Origin of the sequence: Streptomyces sp. NPDC047014, from assembly GCF_040644195.1 — a bacterium.
Lineage (GTDB): Bacteria > Actinomycetota > Actinomycetes > Streptomycetales > Streptomycetaceae > Streptomyces.
In genome coordinates this window covers 106,537-130,624 of the sequence record NZ_JBEYVX010000004.1, presented here as the reverse complement: position 1 = coordinate 130,624, position 24,088 = coordinate 106,537, and the positions used below count along the sequence as shown (strand labels likewise).

Here is a 24,088-nt window from a genome sequence, read left to right as displayed (position 1 = left end):
CACGTTGCGTGCTGCAAGGCTGCCTGCCGCAGATCCATGGAGTGAGGGGAAAGACATGTCGGTCCAGGCAGGTTCCGAGTCCGAGGTCCAGACACCGCAGCGCAGTCTGGGAACAGCGGCCGCGCGGAACTTGGCAACCACGACCAAGTCCGCGCCGCAGATGCAGGAGATCACCTCCCGGTGGCTGCTGAAGATGCTGCCGTGGGTGTCCGTGCAGGGCGGCGCCTACCGCGTCAACCGCCGGCTGAGCCACTCGGTCGGCAACGGCCTCGTCGAGTTCGTGCAGACCGGGTCCCAGGTGCAGGTGATCCCCGCCGAGCTCGGCGAGCTCCCGCTGCTGCGCGACTACGACGACCTCGACGTCCTGGGCGAGCTCGCCCAGCGCTGCCGCCAGATCGACTTCGAGCCCGGACAGGAGCTCACCTCCTTCGGCAGCCCCTCCGACCAGGTCTTCCTCCTCGCCCACGGCCGCATCGAGCAGATCGGGCCGGGCCCCTACGGCGAGGACGCCGTCCTGCGGACCGTGGCCGACGGCGCCTACTTCGGCGAGGACTCCCTCGTCGACGAGGAATCGATCTGGGAGTACACCGCCCGGGCCGCCACCCCCGGCACCGTGCTCGCCCTCTCCCGCCAGGACTTCCAGCTGCTCGCGGACCGCGTGGCCTCGCTGCGCGCGCACGTCGACCGCCTCCGCTCGGCCCCCGCCCGGCGCACCAACGCCCACGGCGAGGCCGAGATCGAGCTCTCCGCCGGCCACCGCGGCGAGGCCCTGCTCCCCGGCACCTTCGTGGACTACGAGGCCCGCCCGCGCGAGTACGAGCTCTCCATCGCGCAGACCGTGCTGCGGGTGCACACCCGCGTCGCGGACCTCTACAACCACCCGATGAACCAGACCGAGCAGCAGCTGCGGCTGACGGTGGAGGCGCTGCGCGAGCGCCAGGAGCACGAGATGCTCAACAACCGCGACTTCGGCCTGCTCCACAACGCCGACTACGACCAGCGCATCCAGCCCCACGAGGGCGCGCCCACCCCCGACGACATGGACCAGCTGCTCAGCATGCGGCGCGGCTCCAAGCTCTTCCTCGCGCACCCCCAGGCCATCGCCGCCTTCGGCCGCGAGTGCAACAAGCGCGGCATCTACCCCGAGACCATCGACATCGAAGGCACCCGCGTGCCCTCCTGGCGCGGGGTGCCGATCTTCCCGAGCAGCAAGATCCCGATCAGTGACGCCCGTACGACGTCCATCCTCTGCATGCGCACCGGCGAGGACGAGCAGGGCGTGATCGGCCTGCACCAGCCGGGGATCCCGGACGAGATCGAGCCGAGCCTGTCCGTCCGCTTCATGGGGATCAGCGAGCAGGCGATCATCTCCTACCTGGTCACCGCGTACTTCTCCGCGGCGGTGCTGGTCCCGGACGCGCTCGGGGTGCTGGAGAACGTCGAGATCGGCCGCTGGCGCTGAGCGACGTGAACACCATCGCGACCGGCGAGGGCCAGGAGGCCGCGGCCCTGCTGGAACGGACGAGAGAAGCGGTCGACCCCGAACTGCGCCGCACGGTGGAGAGCCTGCCCGGTGCGATGCGGCGCGTGGCGATGTACCACTTCGGCTGGGTGGAGCAGGACGGCACCCCGGCCGCCGGCGGCGCCGGCAAGGCCATCCGCCCGGCGCTGGTACTGGCCGCCGCCCAGGCCCTGCGGGGGCCGGGCCCGGAGCCGGCCGGGGACGCGGTGCGGCCGGCGGCGGCCGTGGAGCTCGCGCACAACTTCACGCTGCTGCACGACGACGTGGTCGACAAGGACGTCCGGCGGCGCGGGCGGCCCACCGCGTGGACCGTCTTCGGGACCCCGGACGCGATCATCACGGGCGACGCCATGATGATGCTCGCGCTCCGGCTGCTCGCGGACGACCCGCATCCGGCCTCGGCGGCGGCCTCCTCCCGGCTCGCGGCCTGCATCATCGAGCTGTGCGCCGGACAGCAGGCCGACTGCGCCTTCGAACGGCGCCCGGACGTCTCCCTCGACGAGTGCCTGGCGATGGCCACGGCCAAGACGGGGGCGCTGCTCGGCTGCGCGTGCGCGCTCGGCGCCCTCTACGCGGGGGCCGGGCCGGACGAGGTCGACGCCATGGACGCCTTCGGCCGCGAGGCCGGGCTGGCCTTCCAGCTGATCGACGACCTGATCGGCATCTGGGGGGACCCGGGGCACACCGGCAAGGCCGCCGGGGCCGACCTGATCGCCCGCAAGAAGTCCCTCCCGGTCGTGGCCGCCCTCACCTCGGGCACCGCGGCCGGGCGGGAACTGGCCGATCTGTACGCCGGGCCCATGACCGGGGACGACGTACGCCGGGCGGCCGACGCGGTGGACCGGGCCGGCGGGCGGGACTGGGCGCAGGCCCACGCCGCGGACCGGATGGGCCGGGCGGTGCAGCAGCTCTCCCGGGCCGTGCCGGACCTGGCGGCGGCCGGGGGACTGCTGGCACTGGCGGAGTTCGTGACGCGCCGGACGAGGTGAGCGCCACCGGCTGAGCGTCCCGGCGTACGGGGGGAGGCCCGTTCCGGCACCGCACGGTGCCGGAACGGGCCTTACCGCATCCGGGAGCCAACTCTAGGATCGCTGACGGTTGTTGACGCGTGAGCGAAGGGTGAGACCAGTGGTGCTGGAGATACGTCAGGCGGACGCTTCGGACCGGGACGCGGTGGCCGCGCTGCTCGACGAGGCGTTCCGTACCGACCCGGTGAGCAGCTGGGTCTTCCCCGACCCCGGTCACCGGGCCGCCGTACACGGCCGGTTCCTCGGCGTGTTCGTGGACGTGGCGCTCGCCGAGGGCCGGATCGACTACGCGGCGGACGGCTCGGCGGCGGCGCTGTGGCTGCGGATCCCCGCCGGGGAGCCGGAGGGCGAGGACGAGATCCCGGCGCGGATGCGGGCCGTGGCCGATCCGGACAACGAGCGGTGCGAGCTGGTGGGCCGGCTGACGGGGGCGGTGCACCCGACGGCGGAGGAGCACGAGTACCTGCTGATGATCGCGGTGGCCCCGGGCCGGCAGGGCGAGGGGCTGGGCACCGAGCTGATCCGGCCGGTGCTGGAGCGCTGCGACCGCGAGGGCGTGCCGGCGTACCTGGAGGCGAGCAGCGAGCGCAGCAAGGGGCTGTACGAACGGCTGGGCTGGGAGTTCACGGGCGAGGCGGTGCGGCTGCCGGACGGGCCGCTGATGTGGCCGATGTGGCGCAAGCCGCGGGGCCTTGCGTAACCACTACAGGTGAAGTACTTTCATCGACGTGCTCCGATGCGGGGCCGCTCCCTGACGAAAGAGACTCGCTTGCGCAAGCTCACCTACTTCATCGCCACCTCCGTCGACGGCTTCATCGGCGCCCCGGACGGCAACGGCGATTGCTTCTACGCCCATCTGGACCCCGAGTTCACCGGCTACCTCGCGAGCGAGTACCCGGAGACCGTCTCCGCCCTGGGCCGCGAACACCTCGGCATCGCCGGCGCCCCGCCCCGGCACTTCGACGCGGTGATCATGGGCCGCCGCACCTACGAGCCGGGCCTCGCGGTCGGGATGACCAGCCCCTACGGCCACCTGCCCGAGCAGTACGTCGTCTCCCGCGGCCTCACCGCCGCCCCCGACCCGGAGGTGCGCCTGCTCCACGGGGACATCGTGGCCGCCGTCCGCGAGCTCAAGGCCCGCGACGGCCTCGGCATCTGGCTCTGCGGCGGCGCCGACCTCGCCGCGCAGCTGATCGACGAGATCGACGAGTTCGTCGTCAAGACCTACCCGGTCTTCCTCGGCACCGGAATGCCCATGTCCCGGGCCGGCTTCGGGGCGCGCCCCCTGGAGCTCACCTGGTCGAAGACCTTCGGCGGCGGCCAGACCGTCACTGCCTACGCCCGCCGGCGCTGACCCCCGGACGCGCGAAACCGGCCCACCGTGACGGTGGGCCGGTGACAGGGGCGCTGACTAGCCCTTCGTGCCCAGGCCGGAGGCGAAGCCGTTGGCCCAGAGCTGGTTGACGCGCGACCGCTCGGCGGAGTTCGGGTTGGCGTTGGTGCACGAGGTGCCCGGCCCGCCGCCCGACATCAGCTCGCTGCACGGGCCCGAGTAGTGGTCCGGCAGGCCCAGCACGTGACCCGTCTCGTGCGCGGTCACCCGGGTGGAGTTGTACTGCTGGTTCTGGCGGTAGTCCAGGAAGATGTAGCCGCGGCCGTGGCCGTCCGTGCTCGCGTACGAGCCGCGCGAGTCGTTGCCCTCGCGGTAGGAGAAGTTCCCGCCGGAGGACACCTCCTGGAGCTTCACGTTGCTGACCGAGCTGTTCCAGATGCGGGTGGAGCTGGCTATCTGGGTACGGAAGCTCGGCGCGCTGCGGGTGTTGTACGTGACCGTCACGGCCAGGGCGCCCGGGTTCGCGGCGCGCTGCTCGGCGACCGCGCGCTGGACGGCCTCGAAGAACGCCTGGTTGGCGGCGGCGTTCTCCGGGGAGCGCTCGTACGCGGCGTAGCTCACGGCGTTCCCGGCGGGGGCGGGAGCGGCGGTGGCGGTGGGGACGGCGCCCAGGGTGGCGGCGAGGCCGATGCCGACGGCGGTGGCCAGCATGGCGTTACGGGAGTGGCGCATGTGGGGGAGCTCCTACTCGTTTCCGGTGCGGTGGGGGGTGGGTGGTTCGGTACCGGAGTCTGCGGGAGCGGAAGTGCCCGGCGGATGATGTCACCAGCCGATAGCTCAGCCCTATCGGGAAGATTTCGACAGCCCAACTAGGGTGAGAATGGCGGGATTCGGGGGGCTATCAGTGGCTGGTGCGGTCCACCGTGACCGGCCTACCCTCAGGGGATGGAGCTGGAGGTCAGGCACCTGCGCGCACTGTGCGCCATCGCCGACGCCGGGAGCCTGCACAAGGCGGCCCGGCACCTCGGCGTGAGCCAGCCCTCGCTGACCACGCAGCTGCAACGTATCGAACGGGCCCTGGACGGCGAGCTGTTCCTCCGCGAACGGACCGGATGTCGCCCCACACCTTTCGGCCGGGCCGTCCTCGGCCGGGCCCGCCCGCTGCTCGCGGACATGGCGGCCCTCGTCGCCGAGGCCCGCGCGCAGGCCCGCGGGCCGCGGCTGCGGATCGGCTCCACCGCCAGCCGGGCCCTCCCCGGGTGGCTGCGCCGCCTGCACCGGAGGCTGCCCGAGACCGAGACCTCCCTCGTGGTGGACGTCTCGGCCAACGCGCTGCTGCGGATGGTGGCCGCCGGGCAGCTCGACGTGGCCTTCGTCCACGAGGTGGAGGGCAGCCCGCTGCGGCTGCCGGAGGGCTTGCAGGTGCGCGTACTGATGGAGCGCGAACCGCAGTTCGTGTCCATGTCCCGCGACCATCCGGCCGCCCTGCAGCCGGTGGTCTCCTTACGGGACCTGGCCGAGGACCGCTGGATGGTGGATCCCTCGGTGGACGGGGAGTACGACGGCCTGCGCCGGGTCTTCGCCGGCGCCGGGCTCGATCCGCCGGTCCTGCACGCCGATTACCACACCGCCACCTCGCTGATCATCTCCGGCGAGGCCGTCGCCCCCTGCCAGCCCACCTCCGGGCCGCGCGAGGACATGGCCATCCGGCCCCTGTGCGGGGACCCGCTGGCCGTCCGCCTGCTGCTCGCGACCCGGCCGGGCGAGCACGCCGAGGTGTACGAGGACCTGCGCGCGGCCTATCGCGAAGCCGCCCTGGGGACGCCCCCGTACCGGGCCTGGCTGCACCACCACGCGAGCCCGCTGCTGGCGGCGTAGCCGCTGACGTACCGCGGGCCGGGGCCTCGTACGGTCCCGGTCCGCGGCTTCGCCCTGCCCTTCTGCCGGGCCGGATCCCGCCCTGTATCGCGATCGCTCTTGACTTCACCTGACCGCGATATATCGTGTTGTTCAGAAGACGCGATATGTTGCGTGCGTCGTCGAGCCCGGTCCGTGAACGCACGAGGAGGATCAGCCCCATGACAGAGCAGCCGTCCCAGTCGTCGGAGTCACCGCGGCCGGAGCCGTCCACCTGGCATTTCGACGGACCGCGCAAGCTCGACCTCCCGGAGCCCGTGACCGAGCTCCGCGTCCGCCTCGTCAGCGGCACGGTCAACGTCGTCGCCGCCGAGGAGGGCCCCGCCCGGCTGGAGGTCACCGAGGTGGAGGGCCAGCCGCTGTATGCGGTGCAGGACGGCGGAACCCTCACCGTCTCCTACGAGGACCTGCCGTGGAACGGCTCCCACGGCTTCAAGCAGTGGGTCGAGACCAAGCCCTGGAAGGCGTGGACCGGATCCGGCCGCAAGGCGTGGGAGCGCCGCGCCGCCGTCACCCTCACCGTGCCGGCCGCCACGCGCGTGCACGTCACCGTGGTCGACGCCACCGCCTTCGTCTCCGGCATCCACACCTCCACCGACGTCAACGGAGTCTCCGGCGACACCACGCTGATCGGGCTCTCCGGCCGGGTCAAGGCGCACACCGTCTCCGGCGGGGTCGAGGCCCAGTCCGTCACCGGGGACCTCTCCTTCCACTCGGTCTCCGGCGGGCTGACCGTGGTCGACGGGGCCGGGGTGAGCCTGCGGGCCGACTCGGTCAGCGGGGACATGCTCATCGACCTGGACCCGGGGCCGGCCGCCGAGCACCCCGTGGACATCACGCTGACCTCCGTCTCCGGGCAGGTCGCCATCCGCCTCCCGCACCCCGCCGACGCGCGCGTCGAGGCCAACACCGCCACCGGGGGCGTCTCCAACGCCTTCGAGGACCTGCGCGTCTCCGGCCAGCTGGGCGCCAAGCGGATCACCGGCACGCTCGGTTCGGGCGCCGGCACCCTGCGGGCGACCACCGTCTCCGGGGGCATCGCGCTGCTGCGCCGGCCGCCGGCCGACAGCGAGCCCGGTACCGCCGCCCCCGCCGAGGCGCCGTTCGCGCCCACGCTCGACAAGAAGGTGCTCTGACATGCCGCCCGTCTTCGCCCACGGCCGCCTCCGCCTGTACCTCCTCAAGCTGCTGGACGAGGCGCCGCGCCACGGGTACGAGGTGATCCGCCTGCTGGAGGAACGCTTCCAGGGCCTCTACGCGCCCTCCGCGGGCACGGTGTACCCGCGCCTGGCCAAGCTGGAGGCCGAGGGGCTGGTCACGCACGCCACCGAGGGCGGGCGGAAGGTGTACTCGATCACGGAGGCGGGCCGCGCCGAACTGGCCGACCGCGGGGGTGAGCTGGCGGATCTGGAACTGGAGATCCGCGACTCGGTGAGCGAGCTGGCGGCCGAGATCCGCAGCGATGTGCGGGGCGCGGCCGGTGATCTGCGGCGGGAGATGCGGGAGGCGGCGAGCGCGTCGGCGACCCGGGTCGACGACGAGTCCTGGCAGGTGGCCAAGGAGGAGCTGCGGAAGGCCCGGCAGGAGTGGAAGGAGCAGGCGCGGCGCGCGAAGGACGAGAGCCGGCGGGCGCGGGAGGAGGCGCAGGCGGCGCGGCGCCAGGCGAAAGAGGCGCAGGAGCGGGCGCGGGAGGAGGTCCAGCGGATCGCTGGGCAGTTGCAGGAGCAGTTTGCGCGGTCGGGGGGCGTGCTGGGGAGTTTGGCGGGGGCGTGGTTGGGGGGTGGCGGGGGTGCTGCCGCTGGGAGCGCGGCTCGGGGGGATGCTGAGGCTCCCGCCTCGGAGTGGGCTGCGGAGTGGGCTGCGGATCTGGTGCCCAGTGGGGATGCGGCGCGGGATCTTGACCGGTTGCTGGACCGGTTCCGGGACGAGGTGCGGGATGCTGCGCGGGACCATGGGGTGACCGCGGATCGGCTGGCCGAGGCCCGTCACCATCTTGCGGCTGCCGCCGCGCGGCTGCGGGGGACGCTGGGGCCGACGCCGTAGCCCGTCCGCGCCGCCGCCTCCGGGGCTCCGCCCCGCACCCCGCGCCTCAAGCGCCGGCGGGGCTGGGATTGGGGCTCCGCCCCGGGCCCCGCGCCTCAAACGCCGGCGGGGCTGGATTTGGCCCCCGGCCGTCGTTCGGCTGCGGCGCCGTTGCTGCGCCTCAAGCGCCGGCGGGGCTGGGTTTGGTTGCCGCGCCTTACGCGTTGGCTAGGCCGCCAGGGTGGATTCTGCTGTGGTGTACGTGATGCCGTGGTCCGTCAGGATTTCGGAGATCGGGCCGGGGTGGGAGAGGAGGGCCAGGAGGAGGTGGAGGGGGGCGATGTGGCGGTCCTTGCGGCCCAGGGCGATGCGGAGGGACTGCTGCAGGGTCTTCTTCGCGTCCTCCGTGAGGCGGACCCGTCCCGTGCGGCGGAGTGCCGGAGTGGCCAGGGCGCCCTCGCCGTGGGTCCGTTCCACGCGGGTGATGATCTCGGCGAGGTCGATGCCGAGTTCCGCCAGGGCCTTCTCGTCCGCGCGGGAGATGCCGCCGCGGCGGCGTGCGGCCGCCAGGTCGGCGGTCACCGCCGGGGCGTCGACGCCGAGCGGGTCCAGGGCTCCCAGGGCCAGCAGCGAGAGGAGCAGGTGCTCCTCGGTGACCCGGGCCGCGCCCGCCCGCCGGGCCTCGGCCACGGCACCCGTCACGGTCGAACGGGCATCGCGGGTGAAACGTTCGAACATCACAGCCTCCCGTACTTCTTGTGCACGGCCTGCCGGCTGACGCCCAGCTCGGCCGCGATCTCCTGCCAGGACCACCCCTGCGCGCGGGCGCTGCGTACCTGTACGGACTCCAGCTGCTCCAGCAGCCGGCGGAGTGCCGCCACGGCACGCAGGCCCACGCGCGGGTCGCGGTCACCGGCCCGTTCGGCGAGATCGGTCGCTTCCGTCATGGTGTCAATGTAGGTTGACGGGGAGGTGACGTCAACCCACATTGACAGGAGCGCCCGCCGGGGCTCAGGGCTTGAGGACGATCTTGCCGAAGAGGTCGCCCGACGCCAGCTTCTCGAAGCCCTCGCGGGCCCGGTCCAGCGGCAGGACCTCGTCGATGACCGGTCGCAGGCCCGTCGTGGCGCAGAAGGCGAGGAGGTCCTCCAGCTCCTCCTTCGAGCCCATGGTCGAGCCGACCACCTTGAGCTCCAGGAAGAAGATGCGGGTCAGCTCGGCGTGCGCCGGCCGGTCTCCGCTCGTGGCGCCGGAGATCACCAGCGTGCCGCCGGGGCGCAGGGACTTCACCGAGTGGGACCAGGTGGCCGCGCCCACCGTCTCGATCACCGCGTCCACCCGCTGCGGCAGCCGCGCCCCCGGCTCGTACGCCTCCACCGCGCCCAGCTCCACGGCCCGCTCCCGCTTGGCCGCGTCCCGGCTGGTGGCGTAGACCCGCAGGCCCGCCGCCTTGCCGAGGGCGATCGCGGCGGTGGCGACCCCGCCGCCCGCGCCCTGCACCAGGACGGAGTCCCCGGGGCGGACCCCGGCGTTGGTGAACAGCATCCGGTAGGCGGTCAGCCAGGCGGTGGGCAGGCAGGCGGCCTCCTCGAAGGAGAGCTCGGCGGGCTTGCGCAGCACGTTCCAGGCGGGCACGGTGACCTGCTCGGCGAAAGTCCCCTGGTAGCGCTCGGTCAGGATCGAGCGGGGCTCGTCCGGGCCGACGCCGTGGCCGCTCTGGCCGATGACGGAGTGCAGGACGACCTCGTTGCCGTCCTGGTCGGTCCCGGCTGCGTCGCAGCCGAGGATCATGGGGAGGCGTTCCTCCCCGATGCCGACTCCGCGCAGCGACCACAGGTCGTGGTGGTTGAGGGAGGCGGCCCTGACGTTCACGGTCACCCAGCCGGGCCGGGCCTCCGGAGCCGGGCGGTCGCCCAGTTCAAGGCCGTTCAGCGGCTGGTCACGGTCGATTCGGGCGGCGTAGGCAGCGAACATGGCCGCGACGCTACCGCCCGGTAGCCTCCGCAGCCACCCCCGTTCCCGTCACACCCCCCGCCCGGCCCCGTACGCGAAGAGGCCCGGCCGGAGTCGATCCGGCCGGGCCTCCCCACGTGCTGCCTCAGACCAGGCGGGCCACGCCGTCGGCCTTGGCGGCGGCGGCCACGGCCGAGGCCACGGCCTCCGCGACGCGCGCGTCGAACGGCGAGGGGATCACGTAGTCGGCGGAGATCTCGTCACCGACGACACCGGCGATGGCGTCCGCGGCGGCGATCTTCATGCCCTCGGTGATCCTGCTCGCGCGCACCTTGAGGGCGCCCGCGAAGATGCCGGGGAAGGCCAGGACGTTGTTGATCTGGTTCGGGAAGTCCGAACGGCCGGTGGCCACGACCGCCGCGTACTTGTGCGCGACGTCCGGGTGGACCTCCGGGTTCGGGTTGGCCATGGCGAAGACGAAGGCGTCCTTCGCCATCGTCGCCACCGCCTCCTCCGCGACCGTGCCGCCGGAGACGCCGATGAAGACGTCCGCGCCGGCGAGCGCCTGCTCCAGCGAGCCGGTCAGGCCGGTCCTGTTGGTCAGGCCCGCGATCTCCGCCTTGACGTCCGTCAGGTCGGAGCGGTCCGCGGACACGACGCCCTTGCGGTCGGTGACGCAGACGTCGCCGATGCCCGCGTCCACCAGGATCTTGGCGATGGCGATGCCCGCCGCGCCCGAGCCCGAGATCACGGCGCGCAGGTCGCCGAGGGTGCGCCCGGTGAGCTTGGCGGCGTTGCGCAGGGCGGCCAGCGTCACGATGGCCGTGCCGTGCTGGTCGTCGTGGAAGATCGGGATGTCCAGCGCCTCCTGGAGGCGGCGCTCGATCTCGAAGCAGCGGGGCGCGGAGATGTCCTCCAGGTTGACCCCGCCGAAGGACGGCGCCAGACGGATGACCGTCTCGACGATCTCGTCCGTGTCCTTGGTGGCGAGCGCGATCGGGACCGCGTCCACACCACCGAACTGCTTGAAGAGGATGGCCTTGCCCTCCATCACGGGGAGGGAGGCTTCCGGGCCGATGTCACCGAGGCCGAGCACGGCCGTACCGTCGGTGACGACGGCGACCACGTTCGACTTCCAGGTGTATTCGTTGACCAGCTCCGGCTGCTCGGCGATGGCGGTGCACACCTTCGCCACGCCGGGGGTGTACGCCAGGGACAGGTCGTCCTTGTCGTTGACCGGGACGGTGGCCTGGATGGCCATCTTGCCGCCCCGGTGCAGCGCGAACACCGCGTCGGGGTTGTTGTCCGTCGCACTGTCGCTGCGAGGGTTGACGATCTCCGCTGCCACTTCGTGTGACCCCTTAATTCCTTATGTTCATTGAGGGTGGCCACTCCTGGTTAAGGGGTGGGCGGGCACCGCGTCCGTACTCCGCGTCAACGGTTGGCCCGTCTCCGCGAAGGGGAGGTTCGTACGCGCGGGCGCGCCGCACGCGCGCCCTGAGCCCCGGATGAGGGGTGTAAGGATCTGTTCTACCCGAAGAACACTCGCTCAGACGAGTCGATTCCGGCTCAACCGTAGGTCACTTGCCCGCCTTTTGGCGAAAAGTCCAAACCTTGCCGTCCGATGGGCGAGACGCGCCGCAGAAACTGCGCTCAAAAGCCCTGGTCACGGCAGTATCTGCGGCCCCGAAGCCCCTTGCCCGCAGTCCTGTTGGCCTACCCCGGTCGCCCGTTATGCGATTTTGACCTGACGGGCAGCCTGAATGTCTCAGTCCGAATGGCAAGATGCCGTAATCACACAAGGTCGCGACACTCGATGGTGCGTGTCCGACCGTTTTTCGATGCTTTTCCACCCCTGTCGGAGGAACGAAGCCATGACCGCAAGCACCACCCGTCGTACGACCGCCGCCCGGTCCCGGATCGCCGCGGTCGGCGCGATCGCGGTCGCCGGCGCCCTGATCCTCACCGGTTGTGGCGACCAGACCGACAAGGCGACCTCCACCCCCTCGGGTGCGGCGAACAACAGCAGCGCGCCGCTCTTCTCCAAGCTCCCGAAGAAGATCCAGGACGCCGGTGTGATCAAGGTCGGCACCGACGCGACCTACGCGCCGATGGAGTTCACCGAGGGCGGCAAGATCGTCGGCGTCGACCCCGACGTGGCGGCGGCCCTGGGCAAGCAGCTCGGTGTCTCGTTCAAGTTCGAGTCCGGCACCTTCGACACGCTGATCGGCAGCATGCAGACCGGCCGCAGCGACCTGGTCATGTCCTCCCTGACCGACACCAAGGCCCGCCAGGAGGGCCTGGACGACAAGGGCGCCAAGACCGGCGCGGGCGTCGACTTCGTCGACTACTTCTCCGCCTCGACCGGCATCCTGGTCAAGAAGGGCAACCCGCAGGGCATCAAGACCCTCGACGACCTGTGCGGCAAGACGGTCGCCGTCCAGCGCGGCACCACGTACGAGGAGTCCGCGAAGACCCAGGCCGAGAAGTGCAAGACGGACGGCAAGGGTGAGCTCAAGGTCGAGTCCTTCCCGACCGACGCCGAGGCCCAGACCCGCGTGAAGGCCGGTGGCGCCGCCGCCGACCTGAACGACTCCCCGGTCGCCGCGTACATCGCGCAGACCGCCGGCGGCGGCAACGACTTCGAGGCCATCGCTAACCCGACCGACGCCGGCCTCTTCGGCATCGCGGTGGACAAGAAGAACACCGAGCTGCGCGACGCGCTCAAGGAAGCCCTGGACGCGATCATCAAGGACGGCACCTACAAGGCCGCCCTGGACAAGTGGAACGCCGGCTCCGGCGCCGTGACCGAGGCCAAGATCAACGCCGGTTCCTGATCTCCGCGTACCACCGCAGCACACTGAAGGGCAGTCACTGTGACTGACAAGCTCGACAAGGTCCCGGGCCCGGCGGACACCCCGCCGGCCGGGTCCGTCCCCCCCGAGGCGATCCGCGCCATCCCGGTCCGCCACTACGGCCGCTGGATCAGTGCCGTGGTCGTCATCGGCCTGGTCGTGGCCCTCGCCATCGCCTTCTCGCAGGGCAACGTGCGCTGGGCGACCGTGCCGGAGAAGCTGTTCGACCCGTCGATCCTGCGCGGTGTCCTGAACACCATCTGGATCAGCGTCACCGCGATGGCGCTGGGTCTCGTACTCGGTGTCCTCTTCGCCGTGATGCGCCTCTCGAAGAACCCGGTCACCAGCACCATCGCCTGGTTCTACATCTGGCTCTTCCGCGGCACCCCGGTGTACGTGCAGCTCCTCATCTGGTTCAACCTCGCCCTGATCTTCCCGATCCTGAACCTCGGGTTCTACAAGGACGAGATGACCCAGGTCATGACGCCGTTCCTGGCCGCCCTGCTGGGCCTCGGCCTCAACGAGGGCGCGTACATGGCGGAGATCGTCCGCGCCGGCATCCAGTCGGTCGACGAGGGCCAGTCCGAGGCGTCCCACGCGCTCGGCATGACCCGGACGCAGACCATGCGCCGCGTCGTGCTGCCCCAGGCCATGCGCGTGATCGTGCCGCCGACGGGCAACGAGTTCATCAACATGCTCAAGACGTCGTCGCTCGTCGTCGCGGTGCAGTACTTCGACCTGCTGCGCGCGGCGCAGGACATCGCCTCCACCTCCTTCGCGGTCATGGAGATGTTCTTCGTCGCCTCCATCTGGTACCTCGCGCTGACCAGCGTGTTCAGCGTGGGCCAGTACTACCTGGAGCGCCGCTACGCCCGTGGCGCGCTCCGCACCCTGCCGCCCACGCCGTTGCAGAAGGTCAAGGCGAAACTGTCCATCTTCTCGAACCGCAAGGCGGTGGCCTGATGACTGCCATGGTGAAGGCCGAGGGCGTCCACAAGTCCTACGGTGCCGCGCACATCCTCAAGGGCATCGACCTGGAGGTCGCCCCGCGTGAGGTCTTCTGCCTGGTCGGCCCGTCCGGCTCCGGCAAGTCGACGTTCCTGCGGTGCATCAACCACCTGGAGCAGATCAACGCCGGACGGCTCTACGTCGACGGGGACCTCGTCGGCTACCGCCAGAAGGGCGACAAGCTCTACGAGCTGAAGGACAGCGAGGTCGCGGCCCAGCGCCGGGACATCGGCATGGTCTTCCAGCGCTTCAACCTCTTCCCGCACATGACGGCCATCGAGAACGTCATGGAAGCGCCGGTCATGGTCAAGCGCGAGTCCAAGGCGGTGGCCCGCGAGCGCGCCATCCGCCTGCTGGACCGCGTGGGCCTCGGGGAGAAGGGCGGGAACTACCCGAGCCAGCTCTCCGGCGGCCAGCAGCAGCGCGTGGCGATCGCCCGCGCGCTCGCCATGGAGCCGAAGCTGATGCTCTTCGACGAGCCCACCTCGGCCCTGGACCCCGAGCTGGTCGGTGACGTCCTCGACGTCATGCGGGACCTCGCCGAATCGGGCATGACCATGATCGTGGTCACGCACGAGATGGGCTTCGCCCGCGAGGTCGGCGACAACCTCGTCTTCATGGACGGCGGCGTGGTCGTCGAGTCGGGTCACCCGCGCGAGGTGCTGGGCAACCCCCAGCACGACCGGACGAAGGCGTTCCTGTCGAAGGTGCTGTAGTCGGTCGCAGCCCCGAGGGGCGGTACGGGACCCCCGTACCGCCCCTCGGGCGTTCGTGCGCCACCGGGTGTCCGGCCCGCGGCCCGGGGGCGCGGGCCGGGGGCCTACTTGACGGCCAGCACCAGGCCGTCGGAGGGCGAGCGCCAGACCGTACGGGCCTCCGCGAAGCCGGCGGCGCGCAGGGTGGCGGCGTGCCACGCCGCGGAGGGGGTGTCGCCGTCCGCGTGCTCCCCGTAGATCTCGAAGCGGCGCGCGGTGGGCCCGGCCAGCACCGGGTCGGCGGCGGCCAGCTCCCACCACTCGCGCCAGTCCAGCGCCCCGGCGGCCTTGGCCCGGTCCATGCCGGCGTGCCGGTGGGCGCGCTCGGCGGCGTTGATGCGGGGGGTCTGCGGATCGGGCATGTGGTCGGCGTTCATGAAGACCCCGCCCGGCGCCACCAGCGGGGCGAGCTGCCCGTACAGGACCTCCAGGCCGGCGCTCGGCAGCCAGTGCAGGGCGGTGGCGGTCAGCACGGCGTCGTAGGACTCGTGGGGGAGGGCGGCGTACCAGGCGGGGTCCTTGAGGTCGGCGGTGACGAGGGTGACGCGCTCGTCACCGGCGAAGGTCCCGGCGGCGATGGCGAGCAGCGCGGGATCGAGATCGACGCCCGTACTCGTGGCGTCCGGGAACCGCTTGAGCACGCGGTCCGTGATACTTCCCGTACCGCACGCGAGGTCCAGTACCCGGGGAGTGGGTCCCACCAGTGCCTCGACCATGTCCAGCATCACCCGGAAGCGTTCCTCGCGGTCGGGCATGTACCACTCCTGCTGACGGTCCCAGCTGTCCTGCCAGGCTTGCCAGTCGGTCGTGCCGGTCGCCGCGGTCGTATCCGTCATCCCGAACCCCTCCATGCGTAATACCCTCGAAGACGTCTCAGCTCTTACCCGAGACATTAATCCGCAGCCGTAAGGACTACAAGTGGAACTGGCCCATTACTCGGACTTCGCCGTGCGCCTGGTCAACACCGAGGAGCCGGCCCGCAGCAAGGACACGCTCACCTCGGTGGACGCCGTGCGCGCCCTGTTCGGCGCCAGCCAGCAGATGGCCCGCCGCGTCACCGACGGCGACGTCACCCGCTTCCGCAACGTCCGCGGCCGCCTGCGCGCCGTCTTCGAGGCCGCCGACGGCGGCGACCACGTCCTCGCCGTCGACCTGCTGAACTCCCTCCTCCTGGAGTTCCCCGTCAGCCCCCAGGTCTCCGGCCACGAGCTCCTCAAGGACGACGGCGGCCCCGACTGGCACATCCACCTCGCCGAGCACCCTTCGAACGCCTCCGCGGGCTACGCCGCCATGGCGGCCATGGGCCTGGCCTTCGCCCTCACCGAGCACGGCCCCGACCGGCTGGGCCTGTGCCAGGCCGCGCCCTGCCGCAACGCCTACCTCGACACCTCCACCAACCGCTCCCGCCGCTACTGCTCCGACCGCTGCGCCACCCGGGCGAACGTCGCCGCCTACCGGGCCCGCAAGCGGCTGGAGGCCGAGGAGTCCGCGCGCAGCACCCGCAGCGCCGACACCGCCCAGGACAGCCGGGCCTTCAGCGAGCGCTGATCCGCCTCGCGCGGCCGCAGGCGCAGCACGGCCGTCGCCAGCACCAGCTCGGCGGGCACCGGCCCGTAGTCGGTGCTGTCGCCGGTCGCGTTGTACGGGTTGTCGCCCAGCACCCACCAGCGGCCGCCGGGCCGCCGCTCCACCGCGCGCTTGACCACGAGCAGGTCCTGCTGGAGGGGATGGCGCAGCACCACCACGCCACCGGGCCGGACGGCTCCCCCGTACCGGACCACCAGAAGGTCCCCGTCCAGCAGCGTGGGCACCATGGAGGGGCCCGTCACCTCCACGACCCCGAAGCGCCCGCCCGGGTGCCCGCCGTCCACCATGCGTGTCCTCCTCGTCACCCCCGCATGCTGCCGCACGGCCCCGTAGGTTCGCTCACCGGTCCGGCCGAGACCTCGGACTTTTGTCCCAAGCCCATGGGGGCGGCCGAGAAAACCGGTCCTCCAGCGAGTAATCTCCCCTCTTGAGAAGACGATCACGAGGAGGACAACCCCATGCTTTCCCGTCTCTTTGCCCCCAAGGCGAAGGTCTCGGCCCACTGCGACCTGCCGTGCGGCGTGTACGACCCTGCCCAGGCCCGCATCGAGGCCGAGTCCGTGAAGGCCGTGCAGGAGAAGTACCAGGCCAACGACGACGCCGACTTCCGCGCCCGCGCCATCACCATCAAGGAGCAGCGCGCCGAGCTCGCCAAGCACCACGTCTCGGTGCTGTGGAGCGACTACTTCAAGCCGCCGCACTTCGAGAAGTACCCGCAGCTGCACACCCTGGTGAACGACACCCTGAAGGCCCTCTCGGCCGCCAAGGCGTCGAACGACCCGGCGACGGGCCAGAAGGCCCTGGACCTCATCGCGGAGATCGACCGCATCTTCTGGGAGACCAAGGCCGCCTGAGCCTTCGCCTTCCATGCGGAGGGGCCCGTCCGGAGTTCCGGGCGGGCCCCTCCGGTGTGTGCGGCGGGTTATTCGTCCTCGTCGTCCTCGTCGTCCAGGCGGGCCAGCCAGGTGGCCAGGCGTTCCACCGGGACCTCGAAGTCCGGGTTCAGGTCGACGAAGGTGCGCAGCTGTTCGGCGAGCCACTCGAAGGTGACCTCCTCCTCGCCGCGCCGCTTCTCCAGCTCCTCGATGCCGCGATCGGTGAAGTACAAGTCGGGCTCCGTGCCGTGAAGGGATGTGCGGGGAATGTTTCCCGCCAGGATAGTCCGCGGCTCTTTCGCGACCTCCCGCGTGCGGTACCGGCGGCGCTAGCCTGGACGTCTCACGAGCGGGCGGGGGCGTGGATGACCGACGGGCGCACGACCGGGACGGCGCGCGCCTTCGAGCTCCTCGAACCCCTCGTCCAGGCCGCGACGGTACGCGTCCACGCCCCGCCGCGCGGGTATGACACCTCCGGCAGCCTTCGGACCGGTCCCACCTGGGGGAGCGGTTTTTTCATCGCCCCCGGCTGGGTCCTGACGTGCGCGCACGTGGTCGGCGAAGGGGGTGCCGCGGTGCGTCTGGCGGGCCGCGAGGTCGGCATCACCTTCCACTCCGGCAGACCCGGCGGCCACGGAGCCGTCACCGGGACCGTCACCGGGCGCGTGGAATGCGTACTGCCCGAGCGGCTGGAGGAGCGGCGGCCCGGGCCGCGGGCCCTGTGGGACTTACCCGACCTCGCCCTCGTGCGCGTGCTCGCCCCCGTCTCGCACGCCTGCGTCTGGCTCACCGACCGGTCCCGGCCGCGGTTCGACGAGGTGGCCTACTTCGGCTGCACCGAGGACCTCGGCGCCCCCGAGATCACCGGCCGCACCACCCGGCTGCGCGGCACCGCAGGCCACGGCGCCGCCATCCGGCTCGCCGACGACGACGAGATCGACCCCGGGATGTCCGGCGGACCCGTCGTGGACCTCGCGCGCGGCGAGGTCGTCGGCGTGGTCAAGGCCCGCCGGCACACCGGCGGCGGCGGACTCGCCGTCTCCGTCGTGCAGCTGCGCACCCTGCCGACGCCCGCCCGCGGCCAGATCGGCCTCTACCGGCGGGTCATGCAGGCCCACGACCTGCACCACTACGACCAGCACCTCAGCGACCTCGACAACCGCCGCACCTGGACCGACGTGCACGGCGAGCTCCCGCCCGAGGAGCGCGACCCCTACGGCGGCCGCGGCCGGCTCACCCCCGGCGAGCGCACCACCCTGTGCGGGCTGCTCGCCGAACTGCCCCCGCCCGGCTCCTCCGAGGTCGTACGGGCCCTCGTCGAGGCCGCCCGCGGGGAGGAGCCGGACCCGCAGCCCCCGGCCCCGCTGAGCTGGCGCGACGGCCTCGGCCTGCTGTACGACCCGCCCGCCGGCACCGGCGAGGCCGCGGCCATGCTGCGCTACGCCACCGACGTGAGCGTGGCCGACTACCGCGAGCCCGCCACCCCGGGCGCCGACGAGGAGCTGTGGGACTGGGTACGGGCCACCGCCGAGCGGCTGTGGCGCCCGCTGCGGCGGGAGCTCGGCGAGCGGCACGAGCGCGGCCTCGCGGAGCGGGAGCGGCGCCGCCGGGCCTCGGCCGGGCGGGCGATGCGCGGCGCCGCCCGGCGGGCCGGCGGGCTGCCGCCCGGGGCCTCGGTGCTGCTGGAGGTGTGGGCGCACGGCTGGGAGAGCCTGTACGACTGGCGGGTCTCGGTGCTGGCCGGCCCGGCCCATCCCGGCCGGGTGACCCCGGTGGACTCGGGCGTACGGGCCACGGTGGCGGGCCTGCCCGAGCAGCTGCGGGTCCCGCTCGCCGAGGCGTTCCGGCGCTGCGACAGCCATGAGGCGGCGGCCCTGCTCGAAGTGGCCGTCGCCCCCGAGCTGTTCGGGCTCGCGGTGGACGAGTGGGTGGTCACCGGGGGCGTACCGCTGGGGGTGCAGCGGCCGGTGGTGCTGCGCCATCCCGGGGGCGCCGGAGGGCATCCCGCCGCGGCGCATCCCGCCGCGCACCCGGGCGCGGTGGGCCCGTATGCCGCCGCCGTGGGGCCGTACCCCGGCGTCCCGGGCCCGTACCCCGGTGCCCCTGGCCCGTACCCCGGTGCCCCGCCCGGTCACCCCGCCGACCGCGAGGCCACCGCCGCGGCCGCCCGGTGGGCCCGGGTGCAGGCGGGCCCGCTGCAGGAGGAACGGGCCGACTGCGTACGGGGCCGCCCGCGGGCCCCCGCCGCCGAATGGCTCTCCGCCCTGCCGGACAACACCGTGCCGGTGCACTGCCGGGCGGCCGACCAGGAGCCGACGCTGGGCGCCCTGCACGCCGTACGGGACGCCGGCTACGGGGTGGCGGTGACCCGCAGGCCCCCCGAACCCGGGGGCTCCTGCGCGCCCTTCCACCGCGGGCTGCGCGAGGAACTGGCCGACGCGGGGCGGGCGGAGGTGCTGCCGGTGCGCTTCCAGACCCTGCGCGGCCGGGCGTACGGGGCGGACCCGGACGCCTACTGGGCCGCCGGGACCGGCCTGGTGTGGGAGGACCCGGCACGCCCGCTGCCGGATGTCGAACCGCTGCACGGGGACCTGTGAACCACTGACGGGCGGTGAGGCGCGATCCGGGGGACGCCGGCCGGCCGGGCCGGCGGACGCGAGGGAGGGAGCACGCACCATGAACGACGAATGGCTGATCTACCGCGGGGCCGGAGAACCCCACGACGGCATCGACGGCCTGCCCGACCCCCCGCCCTGGCGGGACTTCGACGGCGGGCCCGTGACCGCGCCCGGCGGGGCCGGCGCCGCCGCCGAGGGCAATGTGGCCCGGCGGCTCGGCGCGCACCGGCAGGCCGCCGCCGTGCACCGGCCGGAGCCGGAGGAGCTGGAGGCCGTCAACGCCGCGCTGTACCTGCGCCGGCCGCTGCTCGTCACCGGCTTCCCGGGCACGGGCAAGTCCACCCTCGCGCACTCCGTGGCCCACGAGCTCAAGCTCGGCCGGGTGCTGCGCTGGCCGGTGGTCTCGCGGACCGTGCTCCAGGACGGGCTGTACCGCTACGACGCCCTGGCGCGGCTCCAGGACGTACAGCTCGCAGCCGGGGGAGCGGCGGGCGGACGGCCCGCGGAAGGGCCCGGCGGAGGGTCCGGAGGAGGGCCCGGAGGAGGGCCCGAAGGAGGGCCGGCCGGAGGCCCCGGCGGGATGCCCGGCATCGGGAAGTACATCCGGCTCGGCCCGCTCGGCACCGCCCTGCTGCCCGCCGCCCGCCCGCGCGTCCTCCTCGTCGACGAGCTCGACAAGAGCGACATCGACCTCCCCAACGACCTGCTGAACGTCCTGGAGGAGGGGGAGTTCACCCTCCCCGAGCTGGAGCGCGTCGCCGACACCGAGCCCGAGGTGCAGGTGCTCACCGACGACGGCACCAAGGTGACCGTCCGCGGCGGCCGGATCCGCTGCCGCGCCTTCCCCTTCATCGTCCTGACCAGTAACGGCGAGCGGGACTTCCCCGCCGCCCTGCTGCGCCGCTGCATCCAGCTGCGGCTGGGCCAGCCCGGCGAGAAACGCCTCGCCACCATGGTCCGCGCCCATCTCGGCGAGGAGGCGGCCCGGCTCGGCGCCGACCTGATCCGGGAGTTCCTGAGCCGCTCCCAGTCCGAGCTGCTCGCCGCCGACCAGCTGCTCAACGCCGTGTACCTCACGCACCACGCCTCGCCGCCGAACCGGGAGGACCTGGCGGACCTGCTCATCCAGCGCCTCGACCGTCCGAGGTGACCGGCCGTGCCCGATCCCGCCACGCCGCCGCCCCCCGGTCCCGCCGAGCCGCCCGCCGGTCCCGCCACGCCGCCGCCCGCCGTCGGCGTGCGTGATCTCGCCGTGCTGCTGCGCGGTGCCGGGCTCGACCCCTCCGCCGAGGAGCTGGCCGACGCCCTCTGGCTCGCCGGCCACATCCGCCGCCCGGGCGGCACGCCCGCGCCGTCCGGCCCGGAGCCCGCCCCCGGGGAGGAGGCCGGGGAGCCCGCGGCGGATCCCGTGGAGCCTGTACGGGGGGAGGCGCAGGAGGAGGATCCCGTACGGCTCTACGCGCCCGGGGAACACCACCCCGACGGCCCCGTCGAGGACGCCCCGCCGCTGGTGCCGGAGGAGTACGGAGTGCCCGTACGGGTGCCCGGCGCGGCCGCGCTGCCCCGCATCCTCGACATCCAGCGGGCCCTGCGCGCCCTCCAGCGGCACCGCCCGCCGGCCCCGCCCGTACGGCTGGTGATCGACGAGGCCGCCACCGCCGAGGCCAGCGCCCGCGCCCTCGGCCTGGTGGTCCCGGTGCTCCGGCCGGACAGCCGGCGCGAGGCGACCGTACGGCTGGTGATGGACGCCTCGCCCTCCATGGCCGTCTGGCAGGACATGTTCGAGGAACTGCGGTCCGTGTGCGAGCGGTTGGGCGCCTTCCGTGATGTCCAGGTGCACTATCTGCACCGCCGCGCCGACGGCACCGCCGCCCTCGGGCGCGGGCCGCTGCCCGCCGCCGGGATGCGCTCCGGGGACCAGCTGCGCGACCCCACCGGCCGGGCCCTGACCATGGTCGTCTCCGACTGCGCCGGACCGCTGTGGCGCGAGGGCACCGCCCAGCGGCTGCTGCACCGCTGGGCCGAGTGCACCCCGTGCATGGTGGTCCAGCCGCTCCCGCAGCGGCTGTGGAGCCGCAGCTGGCTGCCCACCGAACGCGGCACCCTGGCCCGGCCCGACGGCGGCGGGCAGCGGCTGCGCTTCCGGCCCGACCGGCCCCCGCCGCCCGGCCGGGCCGCCGGGGGACTGGCCGTGCCCGTGCTGCCGCCCAGCCCGACCGCCCTCGGCACCTGGGCCCGGCTCGTCGCCGGGCTGGGCACCGGGCCGGTCCCGGCCGAGGTGGGGCGCGTACGGCCCGACCACCCGGCCGCGCCGCTGCCGCCGCCGCGCGCCGTGCGGCCGCCGCGGGAGCTGGTGGCGCGCTTCCGGTCCTCGGCCGCGCCCCGTGCCGTACAGCTCGCCGTGTACCTGTCGGCGGCGCCGCTGACGCTGCCCGTGATGCGGCTGGTGCAGCGCACGATGCTGCCCGACTCGGAGCCCTCGGACCTGGCGGAGGTGCTGCTCAGCGGGCTGCTGCGGCGCTGCGCGGAGGGGCCGGGGCACTGGTACGAGTTCGTGCCCGGGGTGCGGGAGGTGCTGCTGGGGCCGCTGGGGCGGGACGAGGCCGCGCTGGTGCTCAAGCACTGCTCGGAGTACGTACGGGCCCATTTCGGGGCGGGCGTACGGAACTTCCCCGCGCTCGCCGTCGCCCAGCTGACCGGGAGGCCCGCGGCGCGGGAACCGGCCACCGGGCCCGGGGACGACGCGGACCGGACACCCGAGGGGCGGCTCCCGCGGGCCTTCGCACAGGTTTCGGCCACCGTCGTACGGCGCTACCTGCCCGGGATGCCCCACGAGGCCCCCGCACCCCGGGTGGCCGCCACGCCCCCCGCCCTCGCCCGCGCCGGGGCGGTGCGCGCGGCCCGCGACCGGCTCGCCGACGCCGACGCGGACGGCGACGCGGGGGCCCGCGCCCTGCACGAGGCCGTGGCCGTACTGCGGCGGGCCGTCACCGCCCCGGCGGAGCCGGGCGATCCGCCGGAGGAGGCCGAGACGGAGCTGGCGGGGGCCCTGCTGCGGCTGTGGACGGCCCGGCGGGAACCGGAACTGCTCGCGGAGGCGGAGCGGGCGGTGTCCGGGCTGCGCACCGCCCCGGCGACGGCCGTGCGCGGCCGGGTGCTGTACGAGCGGGCGCTGGCCTCGGGGCCGGATCCGGAGCTGCTGGCCGCCGCCGGGCGGGAGTTCGCGGCGGCGGGCGCGGCGGCCGGGGCCGTGCCGGAGCTGCTGCGGGACTGCGCGGTGCGGCGGGCCGAGACCCTGATCCGGCTGGCCGCCCTGCGCGAGGACCCGGGGGCGCTGCGGGAGGCCCGCGCGGCGCTGGAACCGCTGGCGGGGGCGGAGGGGGATCCCCCGGCGCATCCGGAGGTGGAGCTGGCGCTGGGGCGCGTCCTGCTGGCCCTGCTGCCCCGCACGCCGGAGCCGGGGGAGCGGGCCGCGCTGGCGGAGCAGGCGGCGGGGCGGCTGGCGGCGGTGCTGGCGGTGGCGGTGCCGAGGGCGGGTGCGGGGGCCGGGGCTTCGGCCCGGGTGCTCGGCGGGGCCGGCCGGGGCTCGGCCGGCGGGGGTGTCGCCGGCGGGGGTGTGGCCGGCGGGGGTGCGGCCGTCGCCGCCCGGGTCCGGATGGAGCTCGCCGACGCCCTGCGGCACCTGCCCGGGCGGCTGGAGGAGGCCGCCCGGCACCTCGACGCCTCCCTCGCGGAGACCGGCGGCGACCCGGAGCTGCGCGTGGCGGCCCTGCTCTGCCTGGGCCGCACCCACCGCGCGCGGTGGGCCCGCGACGCCGATCCGGCCGCGCTGGAGGACGCCGCCGAGGCGTACGGGCGGGCGCGCCGGCTGCTGCCGCGCGACGGGGACGCCTTCGCGGAGCTGCTGCCCGAGTGGGGCGACGTACTGCTGGAGCGGGCGCGCGGCGCGGGCGGGCGGCGGTTCACCGGGGCGGCCGTGCGGATCCTGCGCGAGAGCCGGGCGGCGGTCCCGCAGTCCGACCCCGGGTCCGCGCACCGCCTCGTACGGCTGGCGGCCGGGCTGCGCCTGCGGTACGCGTACGAGGGTGACGCGGTGGACCTCCGGGAGGCCGAACACCTCCTGGAACTGGCCGTCCGGCACAGCCGGAGCCCGCTGGAGCGGGCCCGCGCCTGGCGCGACCACGCGGAGGTCCAGCAGGAGATCCACGGGCACACGCGGGCCGCGGACCGCCTGGACCGGGCCGCCGAGTCCTACCGGCTGGCCTGGCGGGCCGCCCTGGAGGCCGACCGGGAGGGCCGCGACGACCACGAGGGCCGCGACGAGCACGACGGGGTCCCCGGCCGGGAGGACACCGCGCTGCGGCTGGCGGCCCGCGTGCAGGAGGCGCGCGGGGCGGTCCTGGAACGGCTGGCACGGCCGCGCGCCGCCCTGGAGGAGTACCGGTCGGCGCTCCAGCTGTGGAAACGCATCGGTACGGACCCGGACGGCCGATCGGAGGCGCTGCGCGCACGGGTACGGGCCCTGGAGACGGGGCGGTGAGGGCCGTTTCCGCGGACCGGCCGTTTCCCCGGACCGGGCGGAGGGAAGCGGAGGGGTGGGCAGTGGACCGTCCGG

The 24,088-nt window shown here is 73.7% G+C and carries 23 protein-coding genes; 15 read left to right on the top strand and 8 right to left on the bottom strand.

Annotation, left to right across the window (positions count from 1 at the left end):
- Nucleotides 1–55: 55 nt before the first annotated feature.
- From ABZ873_RS04110 to ABZ873_RS04095, 4 genes are all read left to right on the top strand, one after another.
- Complete coding sequence (locus tag ABZ873_RS04110) at nt 56–1,462, top strand: family 2B encapsulin nanocompartment shell protein (protein WP_360864776.1); 1,407 nt, start codon at nt 56–58, stop codon at nt 1,460–1,462.
- Nucleotides 1,453–2,511, top strand: coding sequence for a family 2 encapsulin nanocompartment cargo protein polyprenyl transferase (locus ABZ873_RS04105; protein ID WP_360865041.1), 1,059 nt, complete (start codon nt 1,453–1,455; stop codon nt 2,509–2,511). Before ABZ873_RS04110 ends, ABZ873_RS04105 begins: the two co-directional genes overlap by 10 nt.
- A gap of 139 nt (nt 2,512–2,650) precedes the next feature.
- Nucleotides 2,651–3,250, top strand: coding sequence for a GNAT family N-acetyltransferase (locus tag ABZ873_RS04100; RefSeq protein ID WP_360865038.1), 600 nt, complete (start codon nt 2,651–2,653; stop codon nt 3,248–3,250).
- Nucleotides 3,251–3,319: 69 nt separating this feature from the next.
- Entirely contained in the window at nt 3,320–3,904 is a 585-nt protein-coding gene (locus ABZ873_RS04095; RefSeq protein ID WP_360864774.1) for a dihydrofolate reductase family protein, read from the top strand.
- Between the two features lie 57 nt (nt 3,905–3,961).
- Here ABZ873_RS04095 and snpA read toward each other — a convergent pair whose 3' ends face one another.
- Entirely contained in the window at nt 3,962–4,615 is a 654-nt protein-coding gene (gene snpA / locus ABZ873_RS04090; RefSeq protein ID WP_360864771.1) for a snapalysin, read from the bottom strand.
- 213 nt (nt 4,616–4,828) lie between these two features.
- Here snpA and ABZ873_RS04085 point away from each other — a divergent pair, with 213 nt between their 5' ends.
- From ABZ873_RS04085 to ABZ873_RS04075, 3 genes are all read left to right on the top strand, one after another.
- Nucleotides 4,829–5,761 carry a LysR family transcriptional regulator gene (locus tag ABZ873_RS04085; protein WP_360864768.1) on the top strand — a complete coding sequence of 311 codons (933 nt, stop codon included), beginning with the start codon at nt 4,829–4,831 and terminating at the stop codon, nt 5,759–5,761.
- 200 nt (nt 5,762–5,961) lie between these two features.
- The gene (locus ABZ873_RS04080; protein WP_360864765.1) at nt 5,962–6,936 is read left to right on the top strand and encodes a DUF4097 family beta strand repeat-containing protein; all 975 of its coding nucleotides are present in this window, start codon (nt 5,962–5,964) and stop codon (nt 6,934–6,936) included.
- A gap of 1 nt (nt 6,937) precedes the next feature.
- A complete protein-coding gene (locus ABZ873_RS04075; protein WP_360864762.1) occupies nt 6,938–7,843 on the top strand; it encodes a helix-turn-helix transcriptional regulator in 906 nt (301 codons plus the stop codon).
- Between the two features lie 207 nt (nt 7,844–8,050).
- Here the strand turns inward: ABZ873_RS04075 and ABZ873_RS04070 are convergent, their stop codons facing one another.
- The 4 genes from ABZ873_RS04070 to ABZ873_RS04055 all read right to left on the bottom strand — a co-directional run bounded on the left by ABZ873_RS04070 (nt 8,051) and on the right by ABZ873_RS04055 (nt 11,123).
- Nucleotides 8,051–8,560, bottom strand: a complete 510-nt coding sequence (locus tag ABZ873_RS04070) for a Clp protease N-terminal domain-containing protein (protein WP_360864758.1) — start codon at nt 8,558–8,560, stop codon at nt 8,051–8,053.
- Entirely contained in the window at nt 8,560–8,769 is a 210-nt protein-coding gene (locus ABZ873_RS04065) for a helix-turn-helix domain-containing protein (RefSeq protein WP_360864755.1), read from the bottom strand. The genes ABZ873_RS04070 and ABZ873_RS04065 overlap by 1 nt, the downstream gene beginning before the upstream one ends.
- A 64-nt stretch (nt 8,770–8,833) precedes the next feature.
- Nucleotides 8,834–9,796, bottom strand: coding sequence for a zinc-binding dehydrogenase (locus ABZ873_RS04060; protein WP_360864753.1), 963 nt, complete (start codon nt 9,794–9,796; stop codon nt 8,834–8,836).
- A gap of 124 nt (nt 9,797–9,920) precedes the next feature.
- Nucleotides 9,921–11,123: an NADP-dependent malic enzyme gene (locus ABZ873_RS04055; RefSeq protein WP_360864744.1), complete on the bottom strand. Its 1,203-nt coding sequence runs from the start codon at nt 11,121–11,123 to the stop codon at nt 9,921–9,923.
- Between the two features lie 526 nt (nt 11,124–11,649).
- Between ABZ873_RS04055 and ABZ873_RS04050 the strand changes: the two genes are divergently transcribed.
- The 3 genes from ABZ873_RS04050 (at nt 11,650) to ABZ873_RS04040 (ending at nt 14,354) form a co-directional block, all read left to right on the top strand.
- Complete coding sequence (locus tag ABZ873_RS04050; protein WP_360864741.1) at nt 11,650–12,612, top strand: ABC transporter substrate-binding protein; 963 nt, start codon at nt 11,650–11,652, stop codon at nt 12,610–12,612.
- A 111-nt stretch (nt 12,613–12,723) separates the two neighbouring features.
- Nucleotides 12,724–13,593, top strand: coding sequence for an amino acid ABC transporter permease (locus ABZ873_RS04045; protein WP_360865035.1), 870 nt, complete (start codon nt 12,724–12,726; stop codon nt 13,591–13,593).
- Nucleotides 13,593–14,354, top strand: a complete 762-nt coding sequence (locus ABZ873_RS04040) for an amino acid ABC transporter ATP-binding protein (RefSeq protein ID WP_360864738.1) — start codon at nt 13,593–13,595, stop codon at nt 14,352–14,354. Before ABZ873_RS04045 ends, ABZ873_RS04040 begins: the two co-directional genes overlap by 1 nt.
- A gap of 104 nt (nt 14,355–14,458) precedes the next feature.
- On the opposite strand, the gene ABZ873_RS04035 is transcribed toward ABZ873_RS04040, so the two are convergent.
- Complete coding sequence (locus tag ABZ873_RS04035) at nt 14,459–15,229, bottom strand: class I SAM-dependent methyltransferase (protein ID WP_360864735.1); 771 nt, start codon at nt 15,227–15,229, stop codon at nt 14,459–14,461.
- Nucleotides 15,230–15,311: 82 nt separating this feature from the next.
- Between ABZ873_RS04035 and ABZ873_RS04030 the strand changes: the two genes are divergently transcribed.
- Nucleotides 15,312–15,941 (top strand): CGNR zinc finger domain-containing protein, encoded by a 630-nt coding sequence (locus ABZ873_RS04030; protein WP_360864732.1) that lies wholly within the window; start codon nt 15,312–15,314, stop codon nt 15,939–15,941.
- Here ABZ873_RS04030 and sodX read toward each other — a convergent pair.
- Nucleotides 15,845–16,267: a nickel-type superoxide dismutase maturation protease gene (sodX, locus tag ABZ873_RS04025; RefSeq protein ID WP_360864729.1), complete on the bottom strand. Its 423-nt coding sequence runs from the start codon at nt 16,265–16,267 to the stop codon at nt 15,845–15,847. The two genes, ABZ873_RS04030 and sodX, sit on opposite strands and share 97 nt — an antisense overlap.
- 171 nt (nt 16,268–16,438) lie before the next feature.
- Between sodX and sodN the strand changes: the two genes are divergently transcribed.
- Nucleotides 16,439–16,834 carry a superoxide dismutase, Ni gene (sodN, locus tag ABZ873_RS04020; protein ID WP_030036761.1) on the top strand — a complete coding sequence of 132 codons (396 nt, stop codon included), beginning with the start codon at nt 16,439–16,441 and terminating at the stop codon, nt 16,832–16,834.
- A gap of 68 nt (nt 16,835–16,902) precedes the next feature.
- On the opposite strand, the gene ABZ873_RS04015 is transcribed toward sodN, so the two are convergent.
- A complete protein-coding gene (locus tag ABZ873_RS04015; protein ID WP_010061466.1) occupies nt 16,903–17,088 on the bottom strand; it encodes a DUF6104 family protein in 186 nt (61 codons plus the stop codon).
- Between the two features lie 132 nt (nt 17,089–17,220).
- Here ABZ873_RS04015 and ABZ873_RS04010 point away from each other — a divergent pair, with 132 nt between their 5' ends.
- From ABZ873_RS04010 to ABZ873_RS04000, 3 genes are all read left to right on the top strand, one after another.
- Complete coding sequence (locus ABZ873_RS04010; RefSeq protein ID WP_360864725.1) at nt 17,221–19,452, top strand: trypsin-like peptidase domain-containing protein; 2,232 nt, start codon at nt 17,221–17,223, stop codon at nt 19,450–19,452.
- Nucleotides 19,453–19,531: 79 nt separating this feature from the next.
- On the top strand, nt 19,532–20,623 hold the full coding sequence (locus ABZ873_RS04005) for a MoxR family ATPase (RefSeq protein WP_360864722.1): 1,092 nt from the start codon (nt 19,532–19,534) through the stop codon (nt 20,621–20,623).
- A gap of 6 nt (nt 20,624–20,629) precedes the next feature.
- On the top strand, nt 20,630–24,013 hold the full coding sequence (locus ABZ873_RS04000) for an SAV_2336 N-terminal domain-related protein (protein WP_360864719.1): 3,384 nt from the start codon (nt 20,630–20,632) through the stop codon (nt 24,011–24,013).
- The last annotated feature ends 75 nt before the right edge of the window (nt 24,014–24,088 follow it).